Here is a 24,443-nt window from a genome sequence, read left to right as displayed (position 1 = left end):
GCTTCATTAGAGCCTAGTAATTAATGAGTACATTATTCCTATTTATCGCAAGCTTTTTTGCTCTCATTTGGTCCGCCAATCATTTAGTGAGTGGTGCAACAAATCTTGCCATTCATTACAAAGTACCCACATTACTGGTTGGATTAACAATAGTCGCTATTGGAACAAGCGCCCCCGAGATTTTTTTTTCAATATCCTCTGCACTTGCAAATAAAGATGAATTAACGATTGGAAATGCTATCGGTTCTAATATCGCTAACATTGGTTTAATACTTGGTATCACCTTGTTTCTTAAACCAAATGCTTTAGATCATTATAAATTGAAAAAAACCATTCCGGTTTTACTGATCATCATGTTGTTTGCCTATAGTCTAATGCTTGATGGTTACTTAGGGAGAGTAGATGGTTGCCTATTCTTAATTGGCTGTTTGGCCAGTATTTCTTATTTTATACACCTGGTAAACCACAGCAAAAATAAGGATATGTTTGTCAATCAGTTTCAAGGAGGTAGCCACACAAACAGAACTGTTGTTGCAAATTTTGTGAGTATAGGTATTGGTTTAATATTACTACCAATAAGCTCGAAATTTCTTGTTTTAACGGCTGCTGCATTTGCAAAATGGTCTGGATTTAGCGAGTTAACCGTTGGGTTAACCATCATTTCCATCGGTACATCACTTCCTGAATTGGCGACAGCATTAATCGCTGTTTATAAAGATGAAGAGGCCTTGGCAGTGGGAACCATTCTCGGATCGAATATTTACAACTTACTTTTAATTCTTGCATTCCCAAGTCTTATCACCCCTAACAAAGTAAGTACTGTAGTTATATGGCGAGATATGCCCGTGTTAATCGCAATAACTCTTCTTCTCTTAATGATTAATTACTATTACAAGAAAAAATCCTCATGGCACGGAGGAGTGCTTCTTCTGGTGTATTTTAGTTACCTGGCTTCGATGCTAGTAAAGAGCAGTAGCTAGGACAGGACTTACAAGAAACACCCAATCTCTTCGTTAAAAAGTAGTTTTCGAAAAAAATGGGGACCGAAAAAAAATGGGGACGGACCCCAGTGAAAAAAAAATGGGGACGGACCCCAGTGAAAAAAAATGGGGACGGACCCCACTGGGGTCCGTCCCCATATAATACTAATAAGGTTCCTCACTCACTGGAAAATGCTGCAACTGTTTGTTATCAAATATTCGCTTATCTTCCTGGTGTCTTTTTTGCAGAATTTGAACAGCAACCTGCGCATCGGGTTGACCTAATGCCGCTGCTTTATTTATCCAAAACCAGGCCTTCTTTCTATCCTCTACCACGCCCTGACCATAATAATACATATAGCCGACTGCATATTGAGCCTCTGGGTTCCCTTTGATCGCTTCCGGCTTTAGACGAATAAATGCCCTTCTATAATCTTGGGCTTTAAAACTCTGAATTCCCTCCCTTAGGCTTAAAGCTCCGGTAACGCATCCAACAATCACAGGAATACAAATCATCATCAATAACAATTTACGTATTCTATACATGCACTCTAATCCTCTTTCAAAGGCTTTGCTACAGGTTCAAAATTCAATTCATTTTTTGGAAGACTTAAACTCTCTAATGTACCATCTCTTTCCACTAATACGCCATTAGGTATTATCCGTTTTATCACTGCTCCGCCAGGTATTTTATCTCCGATTACATAGGTTTTCTCATCTCCACTTGATGAACGGATTATCACTTGAGAATTTTCGGGATTTTCATCATAAAGTATGCCCACAAGAGTCACATTTAAGAGTGACTCTTTTACATTATCGTCATTTAAGTCATTTGGCATATACACGCCAAACAAAGAAGCCTTTAAAAAATGCTTGGCATCCTCTTGTTTTGGAAGCTCGACTGCATTTGTCTCAGAGTTTTGTGTTGAGGCCGCTCCGATCTTAAAAAATAATAGGCTGGCGTAACTATAAATTATCAACATTGAAAACAAAGTAATAAGGCCAATGATTATCCATTTAGCATACTTAGGCGAAAACAAGAGTTGAATATCAAATTTCATGCATCATAAATTTCAATGAAATAATGTATCCATCCTAACATAAAATAATTATCATTGAACTGATCGAATCGTATTAATGCCAAACCATCCTTGCATCTGCATAAAGAGGACTAATAATGAATAACGAGCTTCCAGCACATCTGCAATTAGCAAACATGTCACGTGCGTACGTTGTTTCGAGAGCAATTCATGCTGTTGCACGCTTAGGTGTTGCTGATTATATGTCAGAAGGCCCAACGTCGATAGAAAAATTGGCTGCAAGCACCTCAACAATTCCTGAGCTATTGGATCGAGTTCTGAGTTTTCTTTCTGATTATGGCGTGTTTCTCAAAACGGATTCAGGCTATTGCCTGACATCGTTATCCCATCCATTACAACAAAATCACCCTGAATCGATGAAACATGTCATTAGTATGGTTGATGAAACTTGGTGGCAAGCCTTTTCTAATCTAGAAGATGGATTAAAAACTGGAGTTACCCCTTTTATTAGACAACATAACACCGATTTTTTTTCTTTAATAAACAGTAATGGTGAAAGAAAAGATCAGTTTAAACAAGGTATGGATAAGTTATCAGCCATCGATGATAGAGCGATTATTGCAAGCTACCCATTTTCTCAATTTAACAGCATTGTAGACATAGGGTATGGTCGTGAACATTTAATTCATGAGTTAAAGCAAAGCAATCCTGATTTGATAACATCCACTTTTAAAATTGATCCTCATCAAACAAATAGAGTGAACACAGTGAATTGGTCTAATTTGCAAAAAGCGGAAGCTTATGTGTTGAAAGGCATTTTACATGATTTCAACGATGAAACGACCAAACGGCTTTTAATTTCCTTGTACAAAGAAATACCTAAAGAAAGTACTCTACTGATTGCTGAACAAGCTATTCCTGAGAGCAATATGCCCCATACCAATAAAACCATGGACATTATCATGATGGTATTGGTCGGTGGAAAACAAAGAACTGTTAAGAAATGGGTAGAACTCATTTCAGACACAGGTTTTCATTTCCTAAATGCTTATCCAAGCCAAGGTCTATTCACGATTATGGAATTTTCATGCAAAAGCATTGGTGTCAAATAGCTGATTCAATATCTTTAAGGTAATTGGCTTTAATAGCGCACTCCCATAAGGCAATATAGGGTCGTCCGGTTTTGAATTCCCTTTGGGGACCGGTTTTTTATCCGTTAAATTACTCACAAACACGTATTGATGGCCATCGGACACGATAAACCCAACAAACCATCCATCTCTTAATCGACTAGGATTTGCTAAACGCTCATTTCTTCCATGACGCCCCGAGCCAGTTTTACCGTAATATTTTGCCCCACTATCAAGTTGCCCTAAGTACATATTAGCCCTGGTGTAGGCAATTGCTCTAGGACTTAATGGTAATTCTTCAGTTAACATGGCTTTTAAAAAGTTCAATTGTTCATAGGCAGAAATTTTTAAGCTACTGCTTAGCCAGGCATGGCTTAGACCGTTATTTTTTCCTGGATCCCCTGTAAAATCTTGATTCCCATAATCAAAACCCGCCAAATAATGCTTAATCCGAGCCATACCAAGTTGATGAGTAATTTGTTGAGAAACCCAAACCACGGAGTATTTAAGCCAGCTTTCTGGTGTTTGGTTTTGATTCCAATCCGGCAAATCATATTTCGTTCCATTCCACTTAAACTCAGTATGTTTGTTTATAATTGCAGAGTTAAACCCCATTAAAGACAAAGCGATTTTAAACGTCGAATCGGGAGATATTCTCTGATTGCAACGATTTTTGGGATTGTATTCGCTGATGATTTTTTCTTCATTGAGATCATACAGAAGAAAACAAGCATCATAGTTTTTGAACAGTTCTATAAAATCTGGTTTTGTAGCGGCTTGAGTTGGGTGGTTAAAAACGCAGGCTAAAGTTGATAATAAAAGAAAGCGCACTGTTTTCATCTTGATGTCTTATAAAGTCAAAATGAGGTGATTTTAACAGTACATGTACCTGGTCTCAACCGTCAAAATGGATGCAGTACTGATCTGAAAATACCGTGAGGATCATAGTCTTTTTTCAGTTCATTCCATGAGTTTATTTCTTCACCAAAATGCTTACACCAATAATCCTCACTGAGATCATGACCTAAAAAGCCTGATAAATATCGCTTACCACCTTGTTGAACTAACACGTTGTCCATCTCTGCAATAGCATGAAGGCAATGATCTTTCAAAGGAAATGGCACACCAGGATTTAAGATCATTACAGAGCATATTGACTCACAATGAGGTAACATTAAAAACCCACCTTTTTGTTTAGATACAGGCACTACATGAACTAGATTTGCATAGAATATAGGCAAAATTTCAAGAATAGCCCTTAGATTTTTCCTTAAAACGGAAGTAGGAACAAAACATTCATACCAAGGATGAAGTAAATCCCATTGACCTAATAGCTTCATAACATCAAAACGTGAGTTATGTCTTAGATAATAAGATAAAACGGGTTCTTCAAAGCTCTCTATCACATTCCATGGTTTTAAACCGCCTATTATTTTCCGAGTAGAAGGAGCTGTTTTCCCAAATTCAACCGAAATATGCAGTCCGTATAACCATTGTGCCATCGGTACTCTCTTGTTTGCGATCAATTTACTGCCTTGAATAGAAGGAGAGCAAAATAACTCCACGTAATCGGCTAGTTCGCGGACCGCTAGCATATCCTCAAACCATTGATCCTGATCACTATAGACAAGACACACGGTTTTAATCCGTGGTTTGACTTTACGTAAACGTATACATGCTTTAGTAATTACTGCAAAGCGTCCTTGACCGGATAAGCATGCATGAAACAGTGGAGAACGTTGATCAATAACTAATTGATTTCCCATGCCATCAATGACCTCCAAGGCCTCTACATGGGCATTTATAGAGCCATACTTAAAGGAAGAGGCACCAACTCCTCCTGCAGACAATACACCTGCAACCGATAAATTACAGTTATAAGGTAAAACATAAGGGGCTTTGAGTTGCTTTATCGATTTATCCAATAAGTCCATCCAACTGGAATTTGCCTCTACCCAAATTGAATCCTGAGCCAGCTCTAAGGACTGATTAAATTGTTGCATACTTAGTGTTACTCCTCCCGCAACAGGCAAAGATTGTCCACATTGGCTCAGTCCATTGCCGCGAATCGTTATTGGTAAATACTGCTGCTGGGCAAATTGGATAAGGCGTTGTAGTGATTGAGTATCGTTTGGGATAGAAACTGCTGTGGGCTGGGATTGTATTAATTTACCAAAATCTTGACTAAAAGAAACAAGCGATTGCTCATCTCTGAGCAACGCTTGTCCTGTTTCCTTCTCATATTGCTTGATTTTCTCTATATTCCACTTGTTTAATGGCATGGTGAGTTCCTGCTTTCTCTGCTCCTAATCGTTTGTTCAATGCAAGAATCAATCCATCGAACATTTTATTGAAGGAATCGTAACATCGATCAATCATTTTTAAAGCTTCCCTTCGAGTAGAAATTGGGAGCTTTAACGAGAAGATTTTTTTCTCCATTTCTTCTTCAAAGATAGCATGAGCCATTTCAACTTCTAAATGTGAACTTGAGAAGTATTGTAAATTCTTATCCTGGCCAGTTTTTTTCACTTGTTTGACTACTTTTTCAAAGAAAACATGTCCAGAAGACTCTAGAGTTAAGAGAAGAACGATATTAAGAATTTCTTCGTCTACTTTATAGATCTCTGACATGATTGAATAGGCAGCATCACGAACTAACTGGGAGTCTTTGCTATAGAGCCAAGCCACGTCATCTCGACCGCAAGCAGCATTATTGCATAGTTCTCCCATGTATTTCTTATCGCTTAAAAACCATTTTTCGTGACCAGCATCTTCCAATCTATGGTGACGAGCTACTTTTTTCAAGTAAGGATCAGTGACTCTTTCTTCATTAATACGTAATATGTCTTGGAAAGTCATTGCCCAAAAAGTTAGTTCTGGTACAAAGTAACTTATCTCTTCTAGACTATTTAATTCTTCAAGCATACTAAAGAAAGGATGGTTCATAAACTCACTTTGTTTTGAGTCGATGTATGTTTGTACAGTTTTCATGATTTACTCCAACAAATTCTATTTAGACAGATTTACTGATGCAGCACTCATGCCAACTTTTTAATCATTTTACATGATATTAATACACATCTGTATGCTCTTTTCTGGTTTCTTGCGGCCGTAATTCTCAGAAAGCGACAAAATTATGTCTCTGATTCCAGAAAGTGCGACAAATATTTGACCATTAATCTTCTTTAAAATGAATAGCCTAATTTAAATTAACTAATTTTCGCCAATTTTTTGTCGTAATTATGTATTAATTCATCTACTTTACTCCAATCTAACTCCTTCATGGATGATATCGAACTACATATTTCCTCCAACAGCTTAGTTTGCAGATGACCTATTGCCATTGCTTTTGAATAAGGGGTGTTAGTGAACATCACTAAAACATGCATTGAAATATATTGGGATGGATAACGGAGCATTAATTCATGTTCTACTTGTTTCTGTAGGTTAAATTTGGGGCTTCTAATGTCTGAATGGATTTCTCGATAGTTATCCATGGATAGCTCAGCTATTGCATCTGTATTTACCTTTCTTTCACTATAAAATACAGGCATCACACGAGCCCAGTCGTCTTGGTATTCGCTCAATAACTCATCCAAAATCCGGCAATCCTCAAAGGCACTATTCATTCCCTGTCCAAAGAACGGAATTATTCCGTGCGCGGCATCACCGATCAATAAACATTGGTCTTTGTAGTACCATGGATCACACTTAATAGTACTCAAACGTCCGGTAGGGTTTCCAAAAAATTCCTGAACTAAATTAGGCATAATTGCATAGGCATCTGGAAATTCCCGTTGGAAAAAGCGCTGCAACTTCTCCTCAGTATCTAACTCAGAAAAGCTATCCTTACCTTCATTTGCAAGAAACAATGAGCCAGTAATGGAATCATCTGGATTAGGATTTCCTAAGAGCATAAATGCATCACGTGGCCATAAATGCAAATGCTCTCTTGCCATCCCAACTGTGTGCTTTTTGCTAATGGATAGCTCTTTGTAGCTATGATTTAAAAACTCTCGACTCGCTTTTACAATCCCTTCATTGCTCAAGGTTTCTCTTACATGCGAGGGAGCTCCATCTGCACCAATTAAACGTTGATAAGGAACTTCAAGAATCTTGCCTTGGGCATCTTCAAATTTCAATTTTTGCTTATAGATATCCACGTTTAATAGCTTCATTTCAAAATGTAACTTGATACCCTCTGAAGCTTCTGCTTTATTCAGCAATAAAGAGTTTAATTCCGTTCGTGAAATGGCATTAATGTATTCATCATGATGGCGTCCGAAGGCTTGGAAATGCACGTCTCCATTGAGTTCATGAATCGCTCTGGCTCTCATAGGAACCATAATTTTCTGCACCTCATCCATCAAATTCATTGCTTTTAATCCAGTGATACCTCTGCAAGACAGTGCAAGATTGATCGAGCGACCATAATCCGTTGGACTATTGCGTAGATCAGCCCTAGACTCGTATACCTCTACTTGATATCCGCGTCTTTCTAAATACAATGAACATAGTGTACCCGCCAAGCCAGCGCCAACTATGGTAACTTGCTTCATGTAACCTCCAAATATCTAGAACCATTAGACATCAAGACATCAATACCTCACTTGTCCATGAAATTACAGACACACTCATTCCACCTCCTCTACACTCTATACAATGAAGAGGTAAAGGAAATAAATAGCCTATTTTTAATCTCATGAAAGCAAAAATCGTACCTGGTTTGTAGAGGAATTAAACAATAAATGAATGTGGTTCGGGTGGGACGGTAATAATCCGCTTCCTCACGGCCATGGTTCAGTTGAAACAGTGCTAATCCAGTCCATGAAAGTAATGAAGCGGATATTAGCCTAATACTCATCCGAGCCACGACCGTGAGGAAGCAGATTATTTAGCGTATAAGTGCTACCTGATTGACAATTGAGTTAAATCTTAATTTGACGTGTTCTTAACTTTAGACTGAGTAACCATGTACAAAAACTCGAAGATATTTTCTGGAGTGTCGGGAGTTTTATAAAAATAACCTTGGGCAAAATCACAATGATTCGCTATTACAAAGTCTCGCTGAAACTCATTTTCAATTCCTTCAGCCAATACTTGTATGTTTAAACTATGGCCTAAATTAATAATAGCCTTCGCAATGGCAGCATCATTCTGATTTGATGCCATTTCATTGATAAAAGAGCGATCGATTTTTAATTTATCCACAGGAAACTGTTTCAAATAGGACAAACTTGAATACCCAGTACCAAAATCATCGATGACAAGTTTAATTCCCATGTCTTTTAATGAGTACATTGTTTCAACAACATGATCGATGTCTTCAATTAACAAGCTTTCTGTTAACTCTAGTTCAAGATATTTGGATTGTAGTCCAGAGTGTTTAAGCGCATTAGCAACAATTTCCGCAAGGTTCTTCTGTCTAAATTGACGACCTGAGATATTCACAGCCATCGTTAAATGTTTAAATCCAGCTTTATGCCAATTTTTTATTTGCGTACAAGCCTCGTTTAAAGCCCATTCCCCCATTTCGAGAATCATGCCATTTTCTTCCGCCATCGGGATAAATTCTGCCGGACTAACTGGACCTAAAATCTTACTATGCCATCTCATTAACGCTTCAAAACCAACAACTTTGTATTCTTTCAAATCAATTAATGGCTGATAAACAAGAAAGAGCTCTTCATTTTTTAAAGCATCGCGCAATGCAGTATCCAACTGCATGTGGTTGATTGCTCGTCTATTCATTTCAGGTTCATACACCCGGTAATTGTTTCTTCCATTGTCTTTTGCGTGATACATGGAAAGATCCGCTGTTTTCATTAGGGTCTCATAATCATCCCCATCTTTTGGAAAGAAGCTTATCCCCATACTTCCAGTGATTTTTAAGCTATGTTGATCAATCTGAATGGTCTTTTCGATGGATTTTAAGATGTTCTGGGCTATCTGCTCGGCTTCCTGCATATTTTGAATATCAGTTAATAAAATAACAAATTCATCTCCGCCTAATCGAGCCACCGTATCATAATCTTCAGTAGCAATGAGTAGGCGATTAGCAATCACTTCTAATAGTTTATCACCCATACTGTGACCTAATGTATCGTTGGTGAGTTTAAATCGATCCAAATCGAGGAACATAAATGCCAAAATGGATCGCTTTTTCTTAGCTTGCAATATCGCCTGTTCAACACGGTCTATAAGAAGAACCCTATTTGGAAGACTAGTTAGCGAATCATAAGTCGCTTGCATCACTAGCTGGTTTTCCATATCTCGACGTTGAGTAATATCATTAATAATGCAAACGTAATGCCTTACGTTTCCAAAAGTATCTTTAACTGGTGCAACGCTTATTTCACACCAAAATACTTCACCATTTCGTTTGATACTCTCCATTTCAACGGTTTCTTCACGTACTTCCCTAATTGCAAGCTCTATTCGCTTATGGTTAACCTCATCTGCATTAGTTCCTAAAAGCGAAAATAAATTGACCCCTTGGGCATTTTTTTCTGAATATCCTGTTGTTCTCTCAAAAGATTGATTGACGTAAATCACTCTGTATTCATTTTTAACCACTTCTATGATGACTACCCCGTGAGTACTTGCTTCGATTGCTCTTTCAAGAATTCGTAGCTCATCTAATGCCATTCTCTTTTGAGTTACATCTCGGAAACTATAGACTCGCCCTACAATTTGCGAGCCTACTCGTTGAGGCTGAGTGAATCGTTCATAGATTCGTCCATCTTTAAAGTGCAATTCCGGCAACTCCCCTTGCCACTCTGGATTCTGATATAAATATTGCACGTCGGCTATGAGTGATTGTGGATCGGTGAGCTGCTCCAGGATGTACTCAAAGCTGATGCTTTCTTTTCCAGACTCCATCATGTAGGAAGGAATTCTCCACATTTCAACAAACTTTTGATTCCAGTCAACGACAGCTCCTTGGCCATTAACCATCATAATTCCATCCGCTGTAGATTCTAATGTAGCTCGTAGTAAAGAAATTGATTTTTCAAGTTCTACATTTTTTTCAACGATTTCAGTGGGATTTAGTCGCAAATTTTGGGTCAATGGGCTATTACTTTTTCGTTGGAATTCTGGTTGATTGTGATACCAGTTTTCCAACATAATAGACAATTCAGGGTGGTTACCTACAAGACCTAGTTCTTCACGAATCTCATTAACAGACGGTTCTATTCCTCTTTTTCTTATTTTTTCTGCGGCCTTTGCAACTTTTTCATAATTGATTTCTTGCCTACGCATGCATCCCTCACTAGAATGTCCTAAATAGTGTAGCGGCAGAAAAATTCAAAACTTTAGTCAAATTTTGCATTTTTAGATTATTTTTTAAACATTACAGGCATTTGAATATCTGCATCTTCTTGAATTTAAATTGTTATTTATAGGATCGCATCATGAATAAAAATCACTTCGACACTCGGGCCATTCATGCAGGGCAGGAACCATGCCCAAGTACAGGCGCAGTGATGACTCCTATCTACGCTACATCCACTTACAAACAATCTGCTCCAGGTGAACATTTGGGTTACGAATATTCCAGAACACATAATCCAACCAGAACTGCTTATGAGGATTGCATAGCTAGCCTTGAGTCAGGCCAAAGAGGTTTTGCATTTGCTTCAGGAATGGCAGCTATAAATACTGTCACTGATCTATTGGACGCGGGTGATCACGTCATTGCAATGGATGATCTTTATGGCGGTACCTTTCGATTATTTGATAAGGTTAAAACCAGAACATCAAAACTATCTTTTAGCTTCGTGGATATGACTGATCCTCGAAAGATAGAAGCGGCAATCAACAACAAAACAAAATTAATCTGGGTAGAAACCCCATCCAACCCTATGTTGAAATTAGCAGATCTGAGAGCAATAGCTGCAATTGCAAAACGACATAATATCATCACTGTGGCTGACAATACTTTTGCAACCCCATGGATCCAAAGACCTATTGAGTGCGGGTTCGATATCGTTCTACACTCTGCGACAAAATATTTGAATGGCCACTCAGATGTAGTTAGTGGAGTAGTAGTAGTGGGTGACAATCCTGGTCTTATTGATAAAATGGGATTTTTACAAAACTCCTGTGGTGGAGTTGCAGGACCTTTTGACAGTTTCTTAGTGTTAAGAAGTCTAAAAACCCTGTCATTACGGATGCAAAGGCACTGTGAAAATGCCACAGAGCTTGCCAGTTGGTTAAGCACACACACTAGAGTAGCAAAAGTGATTTATCCAGGATTAAAAAGCCATCCTCAGCATGAGTTAGCGAAAGTGCAAATGCGTGATTTTGGAGGGATGATTTCAATGGTCATAAAGGGAGATTTAAGTGAGGCCAAACGCTTTCTCTCTCGATGCGAACTGTTTACCTTAGCGGAAAGCCTAGGTGGTGTAGAAAGTTTGATTGAACACCCGGCCATTATGACCCATGCATCTGTACCCGCAGAACAAAGAAGAGCTTTAGGAATTGACGATGGCTTTATCCGTTTATCTGTAGGCATTGAGCATATTGATGATCTGAAAGCAGATTTAGAACATGCATTTAAGTAAACTTATTGATTGATAAGGTCATTTTATGAATAGCAAAAGTAATAAAGGTGGGCAGCTTAACGCTATAATAGCTATCCTGGCGCTGATTATCTCTACCAGCGCTTTGTTTCTTCCAGTCTTCATTTTGGGGCTATTAAAGCTATTTCCCAATAAAAAATGGCAAGCTAAATGCACCAGTATTATTGATGGAATAGTTACCATATGGTGTGGAATAAATAGTTTGTACATGGATAAGGTGCAGAAATTAAATTGGGAAATAACCGGTTTAAATAACCTAACTCGAAAAGATTGGTATCTTGTATTAGCGAATCACCAAAGCTGGCTTGATATAATAATCCTTCAGCGATTATTTAATCGAAAAATACCTGTACTGAAATTCTTTATCAAAGATCAGTTAAAATGGGTTCCTCTTCTTGGATTTTCTTGGTGGGCAATGGGCTGTCCATTTATGAAACGTTATAGTAAAGAGTATTTGGCAAAAAATCCTCATAAAAAAGGACAAGATATCATTTCCACGCGTAAAGCCATTGAAGTATTTAAAAGAACGCCCGCTTCAATCATGAATTTTGTCGAAGGAACTCGATTTACACAATCCAAAAAAGATAAACAAAATTCCCCATACAACTATCTACTTAAACCTAAAGCAGGCGGAATTAGCTTTATCATTAGCTCTATGGGACAACAGCTTAAAAGTTTACTTGATGTGACTATTGTATATCCCGATAAACACCATTCATTATGGGATTTTCTATGTAAGAGAGTGAGCTCAGTGAAAATTAACATAAGGCACTTACCAATTCCAAGCCAATTTACCTCGACTGATTTGGTCACTAATTCTAAAACCCAGGAAGAATTTAAGGCTTGGTTGAATCAGCAATGGGCTTTAAAAGATAATTTAATCGCTTCTTTACAGGGATAAACCATGAATACGATGCAAAACATCATTGAACAAGCTTTTGAGAATAGACATGAGATCTCTGTAGATTCAGCACCTTCGGAGCTTAAAGCGGCAGTGAATGAAGTTATTTCATGTCTTGATAGTGGTCAAATTCGAGTTGCCGAAAAAATGGATGGCGATTGGGTCGTTAATCAGTGGATTAAAAAAGCAGTATTATTGTCCTTCAAACTATTTCCAAACCAAATAATAGATGCAGGATTTTGCCAATTCTATGACAAAGTTCCACTCAAATACACTGGTTATGATAACGAACAATTTAAACAATCAGGTGTTAGAGTTGTTCCTCATGCCATTGTCCGACGTGGCGCCTTTATAGCAAAAAATAGCATCCTGATGCCCTCTTACGTCAATGTAGGTGCGTATATTGATGAGGGCGTGATGGTTGATACTTGGGCAACTGTTGGCTCTTGTGCTCAAATAGGAAAAAATGTTCATCTGTCTGGTGGTGCAGGAATTGGTGGGGTGTTAGAACCATTGCAAGCAAATCCAACAATCATTGAAGACAACTGTTTCATTGGTGCTCGCTCAGAGGTCGTAGAAGGTGTCATTGTTGAAAAAAACTCCGTTATTTCTATGGGTGTTTTTCTTGGGCAAAGCACAAAAATATATAATCGTCTCGATGGCTCGATCACCTATGGCAGAATACCGGAAGGTTCCGTGGTGGTCTCTGGAAATCTACCCAGCGAAGATGGTAGCCATAGTTTATATTGCGCTGTTATAGTTAAACAAGTCGATGAAAAGACACGAGCTAAAGTGAGTATTAATGAACTTTTAAGAGCAAGCTAATTATGACAGACATAAAATCCATCCTAACTGAACTCATTAACTTTCCTTCCATCACACCTTCCGATGCAGGATGCCAGAAATACATGATTCAGTATTTAGAACAGATTGGATTTAATTGTATTCAATTGAATAAAGAACCGGTGTCTAATTTTTTCGCGGTATATGGCAATATTGGCCCTCTTTTGGTTTTTGCAGGCCACACGGATGTAGTACCTGTCGGAGAAAGTGCGAAATGGAATACTGATCCTTTTCTTCTAGAAGAGCATGATGGCCTGTTATTTGGACGTGGCGTGGCTGATATGAAAGGAAGCCTCGCCTGTATGCTGCATATGGCAGAGCGTTTTGTTAAATCCCATCCAAACTTTTTAGGCAGACTTGGATTCTTAATAACCAGTGGGGAAGAAGGTGATGATTTCAATTGCGGAACACCTTATGTCATGGAAAAGTTGGCTGCAAAAAAAATACAAATGGACTATTGTATTGTAGGCGAACCATCTAGCTCTCATCGTGTTGGAGATGTTATTAAAATTGGCCGAAGGGGGTCTTTAAGCGCCAAAATTAACTTACGTGGCATTCAAGGCCATGTAGCCTACCCAAGCCTTGCAGACAACCCCATCCATAAAATCAGTCCTTTATTGGCTGAGTTAACCGCTACTCAATGGGATAATGGCAATGCTTTTTTTCCGCCCACCTCCATGCAAATAACTCACATCCATTCAGGCGGTCACGCCGGCAATATTATCCCCGGAGATATTAATTTAGACCTTAACTTTAGATTTTCAACCGAACAAACAGAAGAATCATTAAAAACAAAAGTCCAAAATGCTTTCCAACGCCACAAGCTGAACCCAACGATTCATTGGCGTTTAAATGGTGAACCTTTTCTTACAAATAAAGGCTTGTTACTGGACACTTGTAAAGAAGTTATCCTGGAACAAACTGGATCTAGCCCTGAATTGTCTACCAGTGGAGGAACATCCGATGGTCGCTTTATAGCGCCTTATGGTGTTGAAGTTGTTGAACTTGGACCAATTAATGCCACTATCCATCAAGTGAATGAGTGCATAAGTTTAGATGACTTATACCAATTAGAAGCCATGTATTACGCTATTTGTGAGCGTTTGTTGTTGAATTAATTGTTATCCAGAAATGGGGACGGACCCCAGTGGAGTCCGTCCCCGCCCTTCTCCGCCCATTCTACCAACCAAGCCGCGACCTTGAGGGCTGAGGAATCGACTCAAATTATAATAGTGCCCCAACTAATCTCTTCTCTGATGGTCAGTAAGTTTAGGTCCATCGCTTCGCCTAATGGCGCTGCCTTAAGCGGCGTCATTCGTGAAAGCGTATAGTTCCGTATCCGCTTGCTAACGCGCGCGGCTCGGTTCACTCCCTGCTGTGACTAGCATTTGAATCAGACAGCAAAAAAGGAACCGAGGCGCGCGTCAGCAAGCGGACCGACTCACTCCCTACTATGACTACGATTTGATTCAGACAGCAAAGAAGGAACCGAGCCGCGCGCGTCAGCAAGCGGACCAACTCACTCCCTGCTGTAACTAAGATTTGATTCACACAGCAAAGAAGAAACCGAGCCGCGCGCGTCAGCAAGCGGACCGACTCACTCCCTGCTGTGACTAAGATTTGATTCAGACAGCAAAGAAGAAACCAAGCCGCGCGCGTCAGCAAGCGGACCGACTCACTCCCTGCTGTGACTAAGATTTGATTCAGACAGCAAAGAAGGAACCGAGCCGCGCGTCAGCAAGCGGACCAACTCACTCCCTGCTGTAACTAAGATTTGATTCAGACAGCAAAGAAGAAACCGAGCCGCGCGCGTCAGCAAGCGGACCGACTCACTCCCTGCTGTGACTAAGATTTGATTCAGACAGCAAAGAAGAAACCAAGCCGCGCGCGTCAGCAAGCGGACCGATTCACTCCCTGCTGTGACTAGCATTTGATTCAGACAGCAAAAAAGGAACCGAGGCGCGCGTCAGCAAGCGGACCGACTCACTCCCTGCTGTGACTACGATTTGATTCAGACAGCAAAGAAGGAACCGAGCCGCGCGCGTCAGCAAGCGGACCGATGCGGGCCTGATAGATGAACCTAATGACACTGCTTAAGGCAGCGCCATTCGACGAAGCACCCGACCTTTGGTATAAATGCCCCTTTTAAAAAATGAGTCGATTCCTCAGCCGTGAGGGGGCAGACAATCATCTACCCCAGCTCCACTTCCAATAAGGGTTTACTCCTCACTTTCTGAGAAGCTCCCTCGATCTCCCCATGAGCTTTGTCATGGACCAATTTGGTAACACAAGCATCGGACCACACATTGAGGGAAGTTTCCAACATATCGATTAAACCATAAAAAGGTAGAATGACTCCCATCAAGGTAATGGGCACATTCATGCTGGACAATAAGCTTACACTCAAGAAAAAGCAACCCATAGGCACTCCAGCATTTCCAATTGCAGCAATGGTTGAAACGAGGATCCATAAAGCCATCGTACCATAAGAGATCGCAATTCCATGACTTTGCATTAAGTAAATAACAGTAGCAAAAATGAATGCAGCACAGCCATTCATGTTAATACTAGTGCATAAAGGTAAAACAAATCGACTGATTTGCGGATTTACTTTAAGGTTTGTTTCAATGGTGTTCATTGTTACCGGTAAAGTACCCACTGAAGATTTAGAGAAAAACGCCATGGATAATGCAGGTAGCATTGCTTTCATGGTTTTAAAAGGATTCACACCATTTGCTTTTAGCCATAGTGGCAAAACCACAAAACCTTGAATTAGATTTGCCATGACAACAATCAATAAGTACTGACCAATTCCTTTAATATCCATTCCCGAACGTAGCTGCACTACTGTTGAGGTGATAAATCCAAATAAACCAAGAGGTATTAGCTTAATTATCCAGCGAGTCATCACCAAAAACATACCATGGGCGCCTCGAAAGAATTTTGTAATAGTCTCTCGAGATTCTTGATCTGAGATCTGCCGTACTGCAAAACCTACAGCAATACTTAATAGCAAAACACCCATTACTTGCTGTTCAAGGAATGGTGAAAGCAGATTTGTGGGAATTATCTTACTAAGATAACCTAAATAACCTAAACTTTCTGATGCTTTTGCCGCATGATCAGCACTCACTTGAACGGTGCTTGGATTTACCAAGATATACAACAAGCAACTAATAAATGCTGCAACCATTGTTGTTGCAAACGTGTAACTTATGGTTCGTTGCCAAATCCCCTTCATTAACCCATCAGTCCTATAATTGGCTAAGGTTACGATAATTGAAAGAGAGATAATCGGTAGGCTAATGCATTTGAATACTTTAATGAACAAGTCAGAAATTAACAGACCAAGATTTTTTAGAATGGCTATATCGGACATACCGGTCAGAATACCAAGACCTATCATCAATGCATAAATAATGGGAGTACTCAATAAAATGTTGTTGTTTTGCTGGTGTGCTGCACACATCGATTATTCCTTAAAATTCAAAAATAGTTTTAAAATAGAGTTTGAATTAGGGTCTGATAACCCAGGTATCAGCTACAACAATATATCATTATCTTAATGGAATTGAAACAGATTGATTTGATTGGTTTAAAAAAGCGCAAAATCATACGGTCCGCCGCATTGTGATTATATTTTATACACGAAGAATATATTATACCACTGATATATTTTTAGTCAATCTAGCCATCAAAAGAACTTATGAGTTTATACCTTCTAATTCAATACAAGTCAGTTGCTTTTTTAAACGAATGATTCGACGAAAAGCTTGATCAATTCGTTGTGGATCAATTTTGTTTTCGTTAACCAAATGCTCAATGATATCAATAACTTCTGGTGCTGTAATTCTTCCTAGCTGATTAGCAAAGATAATCATGTCAGCCCCCGCATTAATTGTTAAACACAAGGCCTCTTCAATAGAGTAGTGACTGGCTATAGCCTGCATTTGCAGGTCATCACTGACAATGACTCCATCATAACCGATTTTCTCTCGCAATGTCCCTGTTAATATTTCATGAGATAAAGTTGCTGGAAGACCTGAGCTATCCAAATGCTTATTAACAACATGAGCGGTCATTACCATGACAGGAAGATACACGTCCTTCAATAATTGTTCGTAGGGTAATAACTCTTCTGGTCTATAAGTATCTGTTACATCTACAAAGCCTTCGTGAGTATCTCCTACAGCGCTTCCATGTCCTGGAAAATGTTTATAGGCGCAAGCTATACCATAATGACTAAATAGTTCTACGAACTGTTTCGCCATAAGGACAACTGTGTCTGGGTCTTGAGAAAAACTTCGCCCTAATTTTCCTATTATTCCTTGTTGTTCATTCAGTTTTAAATCAACTACTGGGGCGAAATTCAAATTAAAACCTAATGATTTCAAGGTCAAAGCCATTTGGCACACTTCTTCCTTAAATGCTTCGGATGATAGCCTTGCAAGATCAATCGGCTTTAATGTAGGCATACAATCTTCGATTTTAGATAGTCTATCTACAGCCCCACCCTCATAATCAACGGCTGTTAATAGAGGTAGGGTTTCTCTATTTATCGATGTTTTTGCTGCATAATGTTGGAGTTGTCTTATAAGAATTTTAATCTGTGCTTGGTTCACTAGATTTTTTCCAAAAAGGCCAGTTTCCAGGTCTCTATCAAACAATATCACACCACCCAAACCATCAGTAGCTAACCACTGTGCGACAGGACTGTGATCATGCAACTCACTTCCATTAAAACCCATGATCAACATTTGGCCGATTTTGTTTCTTAGTGTTATCAATTGCAAACTCCAAATAATGATATGGGATGAATCATACCCAAAGATACCATTCAAGGCTATGGGTTATTAAAGAGTAGGCTCAGGAATATTAGTGAAATCACATTTACAACTGCTATCTGCAGTTGGTGGCAAAGGGACTTGTGCAAAATCTGCAGGGTAACAGATTGGTATAGTCCAAGCCTTATCGCCTGTGTTCACTTTTCCAGGCATGTACCAAGTTCTCGTAGAAACGTATGTTTTTCCCACATCACTTTGCCAAAAAACAGGGGTAAATTGAGCTACATACCTCAACCCCTGCGCTGGTTTGCACTCAAATGAACCCCTAGCCCAAGTTTGCCCTTTGGGAATGCTCAACGTTAAAACCGTCGTGGAGCTTGCATCATCAATCACATTGACTGTCACGTTATAATTTGTCCAACAAGAATCCTTTGCCAAAGTATAGTAACAAGGTATAGACCATGTTTTGGCACTCAACAGTAATGATAAAGGAAATACCAACAATCTTGACCCCATGATGAGTCCTTATAGTTTGGATAGATCAAATCTCTTATAAGTATAAGACGATTTATAGGAATTTTCTTCGACAATACTCAAGAATTTGCAGAGGTATTTAACTAAGAAAGTCAGCTTGAGAAATGATGGTTGACGCGTTGCGTCAACCGGTTAATCTGTGATTGAATCAAAAGATTACATCAAGCAGCAAGAAAAGGCCGGTTCGTCGTCTAATTCATGCACTGGGTCAGGATTAATTGCTTTAGAAAAAGCTTCTATACCATAACCTATCGCTAATGTTGTAGCCGCTAAAAGCCAACCTGCCATAATGACCAAACCAACCTCAGGAACACCAAGAGCAACTGATAATACAACAGCAATTGCTGATGAAATAGGTGAAGCAATTAATAAAGGAACAGGATCGGTGTTACCTCTACTGAACATAGAACCAAGTACGAATCCAGTTAAAAAACGATCTTGATATTTTTCTGCGGCAGAAAGCAGCACAAGATCAATTGCGATAGTGCCAACTACAGCCATCACAAATAAAGCTCCTGCACCACCATAGATCAGTCCTCTACCAATTATAAAACTAAAATCAGAAACACCCTTTTGTAATGAATGTTGAAGGCTCATTGACTTCACTCCGTAATCAAAAAAATGGGAATATACAATAGTACCGGTGTCAACTCAATATAATTTGTCCATATTAGATATTATTTTTACATCAACCAAGGTGTGTTCATATTATTACCTAAACTATTTACAACCCCTAGGCTGACTTGATAAATTATATACAGGTCATACCTCTTAGATGCATATAGGCTTGCATTTCTTGCTCGACAAGTATAAGCTTGCCCGTCTGGAGAGGTGGCCGAGTGGTTGAAGGCGCACGCCTGGAAAGTGTGTATACGGCAACGTATCGAGGGTTCGAATCCCTCTCTCTCCGCCAGACTACAGTTCCTAGCACGGTTTATTACTAGCACTTTCAGAATCAAGCAATTCTTTTAGGGATTTGAAAGATGAAATCAAAATTACAATCAATATCAATAGGGGTTTTAATTTCTTTCAATCTATTTGCTGATGGATTTATCGAAGCCACATCACAAGATCAACCCTGGACAATCACCGCTAGTTTCGGTCATGGAACTTATCAACGAGTTCATAATCACGATAGTCAAAATGTACTTGCACGTTTAGCTCTAGGAAATGAATTGGGCCTGAGTGGTGATATCGCTCTTGGCGTGGAATTCGGTATTCAAAATGGCAATAGAATGCGTTTGAACATTCCTGAAGAAACGTTATCTGTTCTAGGATGGCTACCGCCTATTAAATCAAATCTAGGCCCTATGCTGGATTTATTGGTAACCGCTAAAAGTAATCCTCTGTTCGGTAGTTCTTTTTTTGCTCAAATGAAGGGTGGCCTTGCTTACCGCCATTGGAAAGTTCCTATCAATCCAGTCAATAACCTATCTCAACTTGCGGGAGAGATTCAAGCAGGTTTTGGATATCCTATTACAGCTCTAGCTAGTTTAAATCTTCTATACCAAGGGGTTTATGGGAGTGATCCCAATTTAAAAATTAACTTTGAAACGAGAAGAGGAAGCGTATCCAATATTCCTATCTTACATGGCTTTTTGCTAGGCTTAACGGTTAATATCTGATCTAATTTAATCCAAATGCTGGACAAACTGGTGATTTTTGGTAACCATTCAGCTCATTTTTTTTCTACGGGACTTACGAAAAAACCTGAGGTCGAGGCAAACAATGGTTTGAATGAGGGAGTTTAGATAAACTAAATGACCGAATTCAAACCATTTTTTGGCGAAGAGATCAGGGTTTTGCGTAAGTCCTGTTCTAATAGCAATGAAGGAAACCTAATGAACAGAAAAATAACTCTTGTAATACTCATGTTGCCTATTCTGCTTTGTGGAATTATTCAAGCACTTCATGCAACCCCCCCTACTTCAAAAACGACTAGTGATTCAGCGATTCAGAATGAAATACTCATTTATATCAATCAATACCGGCAACAACATGGTTTAAGACCTCTAGCAATGAACAACAAAATGGTCAATGAGGCTAAGAAACACTCCATGGACATGGCAAGCCATAAAATCCCCTTTGGCCATAGCTATTTTGAAGCTAGAATCAATCGCTTGCACTCGCAAATAAAAGACTCAGGAGCCGGCGCAGAAAATGTTGCCTACAATTATAAAAATGCTAGAGACGTAGTAAAAAATTGGCTATTAAGCCCCGGACACAAGAGAAATATAGATGGAAATTATGATCTGACAGGGATTGGTATAGCCCGAGATAAGCGAGGTAAAATTTATTTTACTCAAATATTCCTTAACACCCATGGCAATACTATTTACGCCTCCAGAAAACCCTTTAGCTCCCTACTACGTGGTGCCCCATGGACAAGACGTGGCTAAGCGAGATGATTTCTTAACTATAATTTTGCAAAATATCTGCAAAGTAGATTGGAATTACTTGTACTATTAGACTAATATTGTGACATAGACGGTAAATATTGTTCAGCCAACAGTAAAATCATGGAAGCCAGATTGAGAGTGTGGTGAGCAAGCTTAGAGCCTACTAAGAAGCCAAAAGCACTCCGGAGGAATCCACCTAGTTACATAGGACTGTATACAATTTTACTGTCTAATCCTTTGAATTAAAAAATGGTGCTCTTTAGCACCATTTTTTATGGTCCTATCTTGACACGCCATGTAAGTGAAAACTATGCTGAATAAACTGGGATAATTCTCACCTAAGCAATAAAAGGATTTTCACAATGATGATTGGAACTATACTCGAAGATGGTTCAGAAACACGCGTATCTATTACTCCAAATACTGCAAAACAATACATAAAATTAGGATTTCAAGTAGGTATCGAAAAAAATGCCGGGCTAAAATCGGATTTTCATGATGATGCTTATGAAAAAGTAGGTGCTACTGTTTTTGATAAACGTCAGGATCTGCTTAAACAAACCCAAATCTTGTTGGCTGTTAATGAGCCAAAACCTAAACACCTTGATGGTTTAGCAAAAGAGGCTGTTGTGATAGCACACATTGATAATCAGCCAGAAAACGAGCTTGTTAAGTGGAGTATAGAACATCAAATTTCTCTATTTTCCATGAACCTGATTCCAAGAATAAGCAGAGCCCAAAGTATGGATAGCTTATCTTCGCAAGCCAACCTCGCAGGGTACAGAGCCGTTATCGAAGCAGCGTCCCAATACCATAGAGCCATTCCAATGATGATGACAGCAGCAGGTATGATTCAACCGGCGAAAGTACTTATTTTGGGAGCTGGAGTCGCTGGTTTACAAGCGATTGCTACTGCCAAACGCTTAGGTGCTGTTGTGTATGCCTTTGACGTTAGGCGTGCAGCTAAGGAGCAAGTGGAAAGCTTAGGTGCTGAATTTATTGAAGTGGCTCAGGAGCAAGACAGTGAAACTGCTGGGGGTTATGCATCAGAAACCAGTGAAGAATATAAAAAACTTCAATCTGCTCTGATAGACAAATACGCAAGAATGTCAGACATTGTCATTTCTACGGCTCTCATTCCAGGAAGACCAGCCCCTACCTTATTGTATAAAGCAACAGTAGAAGAAATGAAGCCGGGCTCTATCATTGTTGATCTAGCAACATCTCGAGGAGGTAATTGCGAACTAAGTGTTAAAGATCAAAGCATCAAACACGGAGAAGTCACGATCATAGGAACAAGTAATATGGCCGGACAAATTCCGACTACTTCTAGTGAACTGTATGCAAATAACCTAATTCATCTCATCAGTTTATTAGCAAAGTCAGCTCCTGAAATTGCTTTTAATCCAGATGATGAAATAATCCAGCAAGCAATGATTTGCAATAAAGGCTCCTACATGCCTTTTGACAAGACCAAGGAGAAGCAAAATGCCTGAAGCAACCACCCTGAGTAATCCATATATCACCATCTTAACCATTTTTGTACTGGCCTGCTTTGTTGGATATTACGTAGTTTGGAAGGTCACACCTGCTCTGCATACCCCTCTCATGTCAGTGACTAATGCCATCTCGAGTATTATCATTCTTGGCGCATTAATAGCCGCAGGAAATCAACTTATAGGCCACATAACTTGGTTGGGTGGAATAGCAATATTTATCACTTCAATCAACATTTTTGGTGGATTTGTCGTGACCCAACGTATGTTGCGTATGTATAAAAAATAATGAATTAAAGAAAGGACCCGGTAATGAATTCAACTGTACCCTTGTTTTATCTACTCGCCGCCATTTGCTTTATATTAGCGCTAAAAGGTCTGGCTAGCCCAGCGACTTCAAGAAGAGGGAACCTTCTTGGAATCATAGGAATGGCTCTAGCTGTTGGCTCAACACTTTTAATGCCAAGCACTTATCATCATCTTATTTTAATAAGCCTTATAGCGGCGGGAGGTGTTATAGGCACTGTGATTGCTTTAAAAATAAACATGACTGCAATACCACAGTTAGTTGCAGCCTTCCACTCATTAGTGGGGATGGCAGCCGTGTTAGTAGCCTATTGCGCCTTTTTATCGCCCCACTCTTTTATGATTGGTGAACCCGGAAATATAGAGACTTCTAGTCTTGTAGAAATGAGCTTAGGTCTAATTATCGGAGCAATTACTTTTTCAGGGTCTGTTATTGCTTTCTTGAAATTACAAGGGATCATGTCTGGAATACCCATTCGCTTTGCAGGGCAAAATTTTGTTAATTTACTCATAGCGCTATCCTTGCTCGTGTTGTTTGGTTTATTTGTGAGTACTCAACATGCTGCCGTGTTTGCTGCTTTAGCTGCATTGTCTTTTCTACTGGGAGTGATGCTCATTATCCCAATTGGTGGTGCTGATATGCCTGTTGTTATCTCCATGCTTAATTCGTATTCTGGTTGGGCTGCAGCAGGCATTGGATTTACCCTAAGCAATCATCTACTAGTGATTACAGGTGCCTTAGTTGGCGCAAGCGGAGCTATTCTTAGTTACATCATGTGCGTTGGTATGAACAGATCCATATTTAATGTCATTTTTGGTGGAATTAGCAGTTCAAGCACCAGCACTCAAGGACAGCTCTCACATGAAACACGTCAAGTAAGACAAGCCAATGGTGAGGACGCTGCCTTTCTATTGAGCAATGCAAAAGACGTGATCATTGTTCCTGGTTATGGAATGGCTGTAGCTCATGCGCAGCATGCCGTTAAAGAGTTAGTTGATGCTCTTGAATCAAAATCTATAAAAGTCCGATTTGCAATACATCCGGTTGCTGGGCGCATGCCAGGACACATGAATGTCCTACTAGCAGAGGCAAACATTCCCTATGACCGAGTTTTTGAACAAAGTGAAATAAATAGAGATTTTGCTACCTCCGATGTAGCCTTTGTTATAGGTGCGAATGACATCACCAACCCTGCAGCCAAAACAGATCCTAAGTCACCAATCTATGGTATGCCTGTTCTTGAAGTTGAAAAGGCTCGAAATGTATTATTTGTTAAACGCAGCCTATCACCAGGATATGCTGGGGTTGAAAACGATCTGTTCTACCACGATAACACCTATATGCTTTTCGGAGACGCGAAATCAATGACTGAATCCATTGCAAAGGCACTAGGAGAGCTATGACCCTATGAAATAGAAAAAAAATAAGACCAGGGGTGGGTGCC

The 24,443-nt window shown here is 39.4% G+C and carries 22 protein-coding genes, 1 tRNA gene and 1 other RNA gene; 13 read left to right on the top strand and 11 right to left on the bottom strand.

The features are described 5' to 3' along the window. The first annotated feature begins 23 nt into the window (after positions 1 to 23). On the top strand, positions 24 to 980 hold the full coding sequence (locus tag Lwal_RS01815) for a calcium/sodium antiporter (protein ID WP_058479218.1): 957 nt from the start codon (positions 24 to 26) through the stop codon (positions 978 to 980). Positions 981 to 1,145: 165 nt separating this feature from the next. On the opposite strand, the gene Lwal_RS01810 is transcribed toward Lwal_RS01815, so the two are convergent. Together Lwal_RS01810 and Lwal_RS01805 are read right to left on the bottom strand one after the other, a co-directional pair. Then, positions 1,146 to 1,526, bottom strand: coding sequence for a tetratricopeptide repeat protein (locus tag Lwal_RS01810; RefSeq protein ID WP_058479217.1), 381 nt, complete (start codon positions 1,524 to 1,526; stop codon positions 1,146 to 1,148). 5 nt (positions 1,527 to 1,531) lie between these two features. Beyond that, the gene (locus Lwal_RS01805) at positions 1,532 to 2,041 is read right to left on the bottom strand and encodes a type II secretion system protein N (protein ID WP_058479216.1); all 510 of its coding nucleotides are present in this window, start codon (positions 2,039 to 2,041) and stop codon (positions 1,532 to 1,534) included. A 116-nt stretch (positions 2,042 to 2,157) separates the two neighbouring features. Here Lwal_RS01805 and Lwal_RS01800 point away from each other — a divergent pair, with 116 nt between their 5' ends. Further along, positions 2,158 to 3,132: a methyltransferase gene (locus Lwal_RS01800; protein ID WP_058479215.1), complete on the top strand. Its 975-nt coding sequence runs from the start codon at positions 2,158 to 2,160 to the stop codon at positions 3,130 to 3,132. On the opposite strand, the gene Lwal_RS01795 is transcribed toward Lwal_RS01800, so the two are convergent. The 5 genes from Lwal_RS01795 to Lwal_RS01775 form a co-directional block, all read right to left on the bottom strand. Next, on the bottom strand, positions 3,106 to 3,990 hold the full coding sequence (locus tag Lwal_RS01795; RefSeq protein WP_058479214.1) for a penicillin-binding transpeptidase domain-containing protein: 885 nt from the start codon (positions 3,988 to 3,990) through the stop codon (positions 3,106 to 3,108). The genes Lwal_RS01800 and Lwal_RS01795 overlap by 27 nt on opposite strands. Before the next feature lie 62 nt (positions 3,991 to 4,052). Next, positions 4,053 to 5,432 carry an FAD-binding oxidoreductase gene (locus Lwal_RS01790; protein ID WP_058479213.1) on the bottom strand — a complete coding sequence of 460 codons (1,380 nt, stop codon included), beginning with the start codon at positions 5,430 to 5,432 and terminating at the stop codon, positions 4,053 to 4,055. After that, positions 5,389 to 6,141 carry a hypothetical protein gene (locus tag Lwal_RS01785; protein WP_058479212.1) on the bottom strand — a complete coding sequence of 251 codons (753 nt, stop codon included), beginning with the start codon at positions 6,139 to 6,141 and terminating at the stop codon, positions 5,389 to 5,391. Before Lwal_RS01785 ends, Lwal_RS01790 begins: the two co-directional genes overlap by 44 nt. Positions 6,142 to 6,359: 218 nt before the next feature. Then, positions 6,360 to 7,709, bottom strand: coding sequence for an FAD-dependent oxidoreductase (locus tag Lwal_RS01780; protein WP_058479211.1), 1,350 nt, complete (start codon positions 7,707 to 7,709; stop codon positions 6,360 to 6,362). Between the two features lie 376 nt (positions 7,710 to 8,085). Continuing rightward, positions 8,086 to 10,413: an EAL domain-containing protein gene (locus Lwal_RS01775; RefSeq protein ID WP_058479210.1), complete on the bottom strand. Its 2,328-nt coding sequence runs from the start codon at positions 10,411 to 10,413 to the stop codon at positions 8,086 to 8,088. A 152-nt stretch (positions 10,414 to 10,565) separates the two neighbouring features. Between Lwal_RS01775 and Lwal_RS01770 the strand changes: the two genes are divergently transcribed. The 4 genes from Lwal_RS01770 to dapE are packed head-to-tail and all read left to right on the top strand — an operon-like array spanning position 10,566 to position 14,597. Continuing rightward, positions 10,566 to 11,717 carry a trans-sulfuration enzyme family protein gene (locus Lwal_RS01770; RefSeq protein ID WP_058479209.1) on the top strand — a complete coding sequence of 384 codons (1,152 nt, stop codon included), beginning with the start codon at positions 10,566 to 10,568 and terminating at the stop codon, positions 11,715 to 11,717. A 25-nt stretch (positions 11,718 to 11,742) separates the two neighbouring features. After that, positions 11,743 to 12,636, top strand: a complete 894-nt coding sequence (locus Lwal_RS17225) for an acyltransferase (protein ID WP_058479208.1) — start codon at positions 11,743 to 11,745, stop codon at positions 12,634 to 12,636. A 3-nt stretch (positions 12,637 to 12,639) separates the two neighbouring features. Next, positions 12,640 to 13,461, top strand: a complete 822-nt coding sequence (gene dapD, locus Lwal_RS17220; RefSeq protein ID WP_058479207.1) for a 2,3,4,5-tetrahydropyridine-2,6-dicarboxylate N-succinyltransferase — start codon at positions 12,640 to 12,642, stop codon at positions 13,459 to 13,461. A 2-nt stretch (positions 13,462 to 13,463) separates the two neighbouring features. After that, positions 13,464 to 14,597, top strand: a complete 1,134-nt coding sequence (dapE, locus tag Lwal_RS01755; protein WP_058479206.1) for a succinyl-diaminopimelate desuccinylase — start codon at positions 13,464 to 13,466, stop codon at positions 14,595 to 14,597. A 1,073-nt stretch (positions 14,598 to 15,670) separates the two neighbouring features. Here dapE and Lwal_RS01750 read toward each other — a convergent pair. From Lwal_RS01750 to Lwal_RS01735, 4 genes are all read right to left on the bottom strand, one after another. Next, positions 15,671 to 16,948, bottom strand: coding sequence for a dicarboxylate/amino acid:cation symporter (locus Lwal_RS01750; protein ID WP_058479205.1), 1,278 nt, complete (start codon positions 16,946 to 16,948; stop codon positions 15,671 to 15,673). A gap of 235 nt (positions 16,949 to 17,183) precedes the next feature. Further along, positions 17,184 to 18,266, bottom strand: a complete 1,083-nt coding sequence (locus Lwal_RS01745) for a glycoside hydrolase family 3 protein (RefSeq protein WP_058479204.1) — start codon at positions 18,264 to 18,266, stop codon at positions 17,184 to 17,186. 66 nt (positions 18,267 to 18,332) lie between these two features. Further along, complete coding sequence (locus Lwal_RS01740; protein ID WP_058479203.1) at positions 18,333 to 18,779, bottom strand: hypothetical protein; 447 nt, start codon at positions 18,777 to 18,779, stop codon at positions 18,333 to 18,335. A gap of 174 nt (positions 18,780 to 18,953) precedes the next feature. Further along, a complete protein-coding gene (locus Lwal_RS01735; RefSeq protein ID WP_058479202.1) occupies positions 18,954 to 19,394 on the bottom strand; it encodes a hypothetical protein in 441 nt (146 codons plus the stop codon). Between the two features lie 228 nt (positions 19,395 to 19,622). Between Lwal_RS01735 and Lwal_RS01730 the strand changes: the two genes are divergently transcribed. From Lwal_RS01730 to Lwal_RS01705, 7 genes are all read left to right on the top strand, one after another. Further along, positions 19,623 to 19,710 (top strand) — tRNA-Ser (locus tag Lwal_RS01730). Positions 19,711 to 19,780: 70 nt separating this feature from the next. Then, on the top strand, positions 19,781 to 20,422 hold the full coding sequence (locus Lwal_RS01725) for a hypothetical protein (protein ID WP_058479201.1): 642 nt from the start codon (positions 19,781 to 19,783) through the stop codon (positions 20,420 to 20,422). A 216-nt stretch (positions 20,423 to 20,638) separates the two neighbouring features. Next, positions 20,639 to 21,196 (top strand): CAP domain-containing protein, encoded by a 558-nt coding sequence (locus tag Lwal_RS01720; protein WP_058479276.1) that lies wholly within the window; start codon positions 20,639 to 20,641, stop codon positions 21,194 to 21,196. Positions 21,197 to 21,280: 84 nt separating this feature from the next. Beyond that, a non-coding RNA gene (gene ssrS, locus Lwal_RS18235) (6S RNA) lies at positions 21,281 to 21,430 on the top strand. 128 nt (positions 21,431 to 21,558) lie between these two features. After that, complete coding sequence (locus tag Lwal_RS01715; RefSeq protein WP_058479200.1) at positions 21,559 to 22,692, top strand: Re/Si-specific NAD(P)(+) transhydrogenase subunit alpha; 1,134 nt, start codon at positions 21,559 to 21,561, stop codon at positions 22,690 to 22,692. Next, positions 22,685 to 22,981, top strand: a complete 297-nt coding sequence (locus Lwal_RS01710) for a proton-translocating transhydrogenase family protein (protein WP_058479199.1) — start codon at positions 22,685 to 22,687, stop codon at positions 22,979 to 22,981. Before Lwal_RS01715 ends, Lwal_RS01710 begins: the two co-directional genes overlap by 8 nt. A gap of 23 nt (positions 22,982 to 23,004) precedes the next feature. Further along, positions 23,005 to 24,402, top strand: a complete 1,398-nt coding sequence (locus tag Lwal_RS01705; RefSeq protein ID WP_058479198.1) for an NAD(P)(+) transhydrogenase (Re/Si-specific) subunit beta — start codon at positions 23,005 to 23,007, stop codon at positions 24,400 to 24,402. Positions 24,403 to 24,443 lie beyond the last annotated feature (41 nt).

It is taken from the genome of Legionella waltersii, from assembly GCF_001468085.1.
Taxonomy (GTDB): domain Bacteria; phylum Pseudomonadota; class Gammaproteobacteria; order Legionellales; family Legionellaceae; genus Legionella; species Legionella waltersii.
Note: the sequence above shows the minus strand (reverse complement) of the source record. Positions and strands in the feature narration are given on the sequence as shown.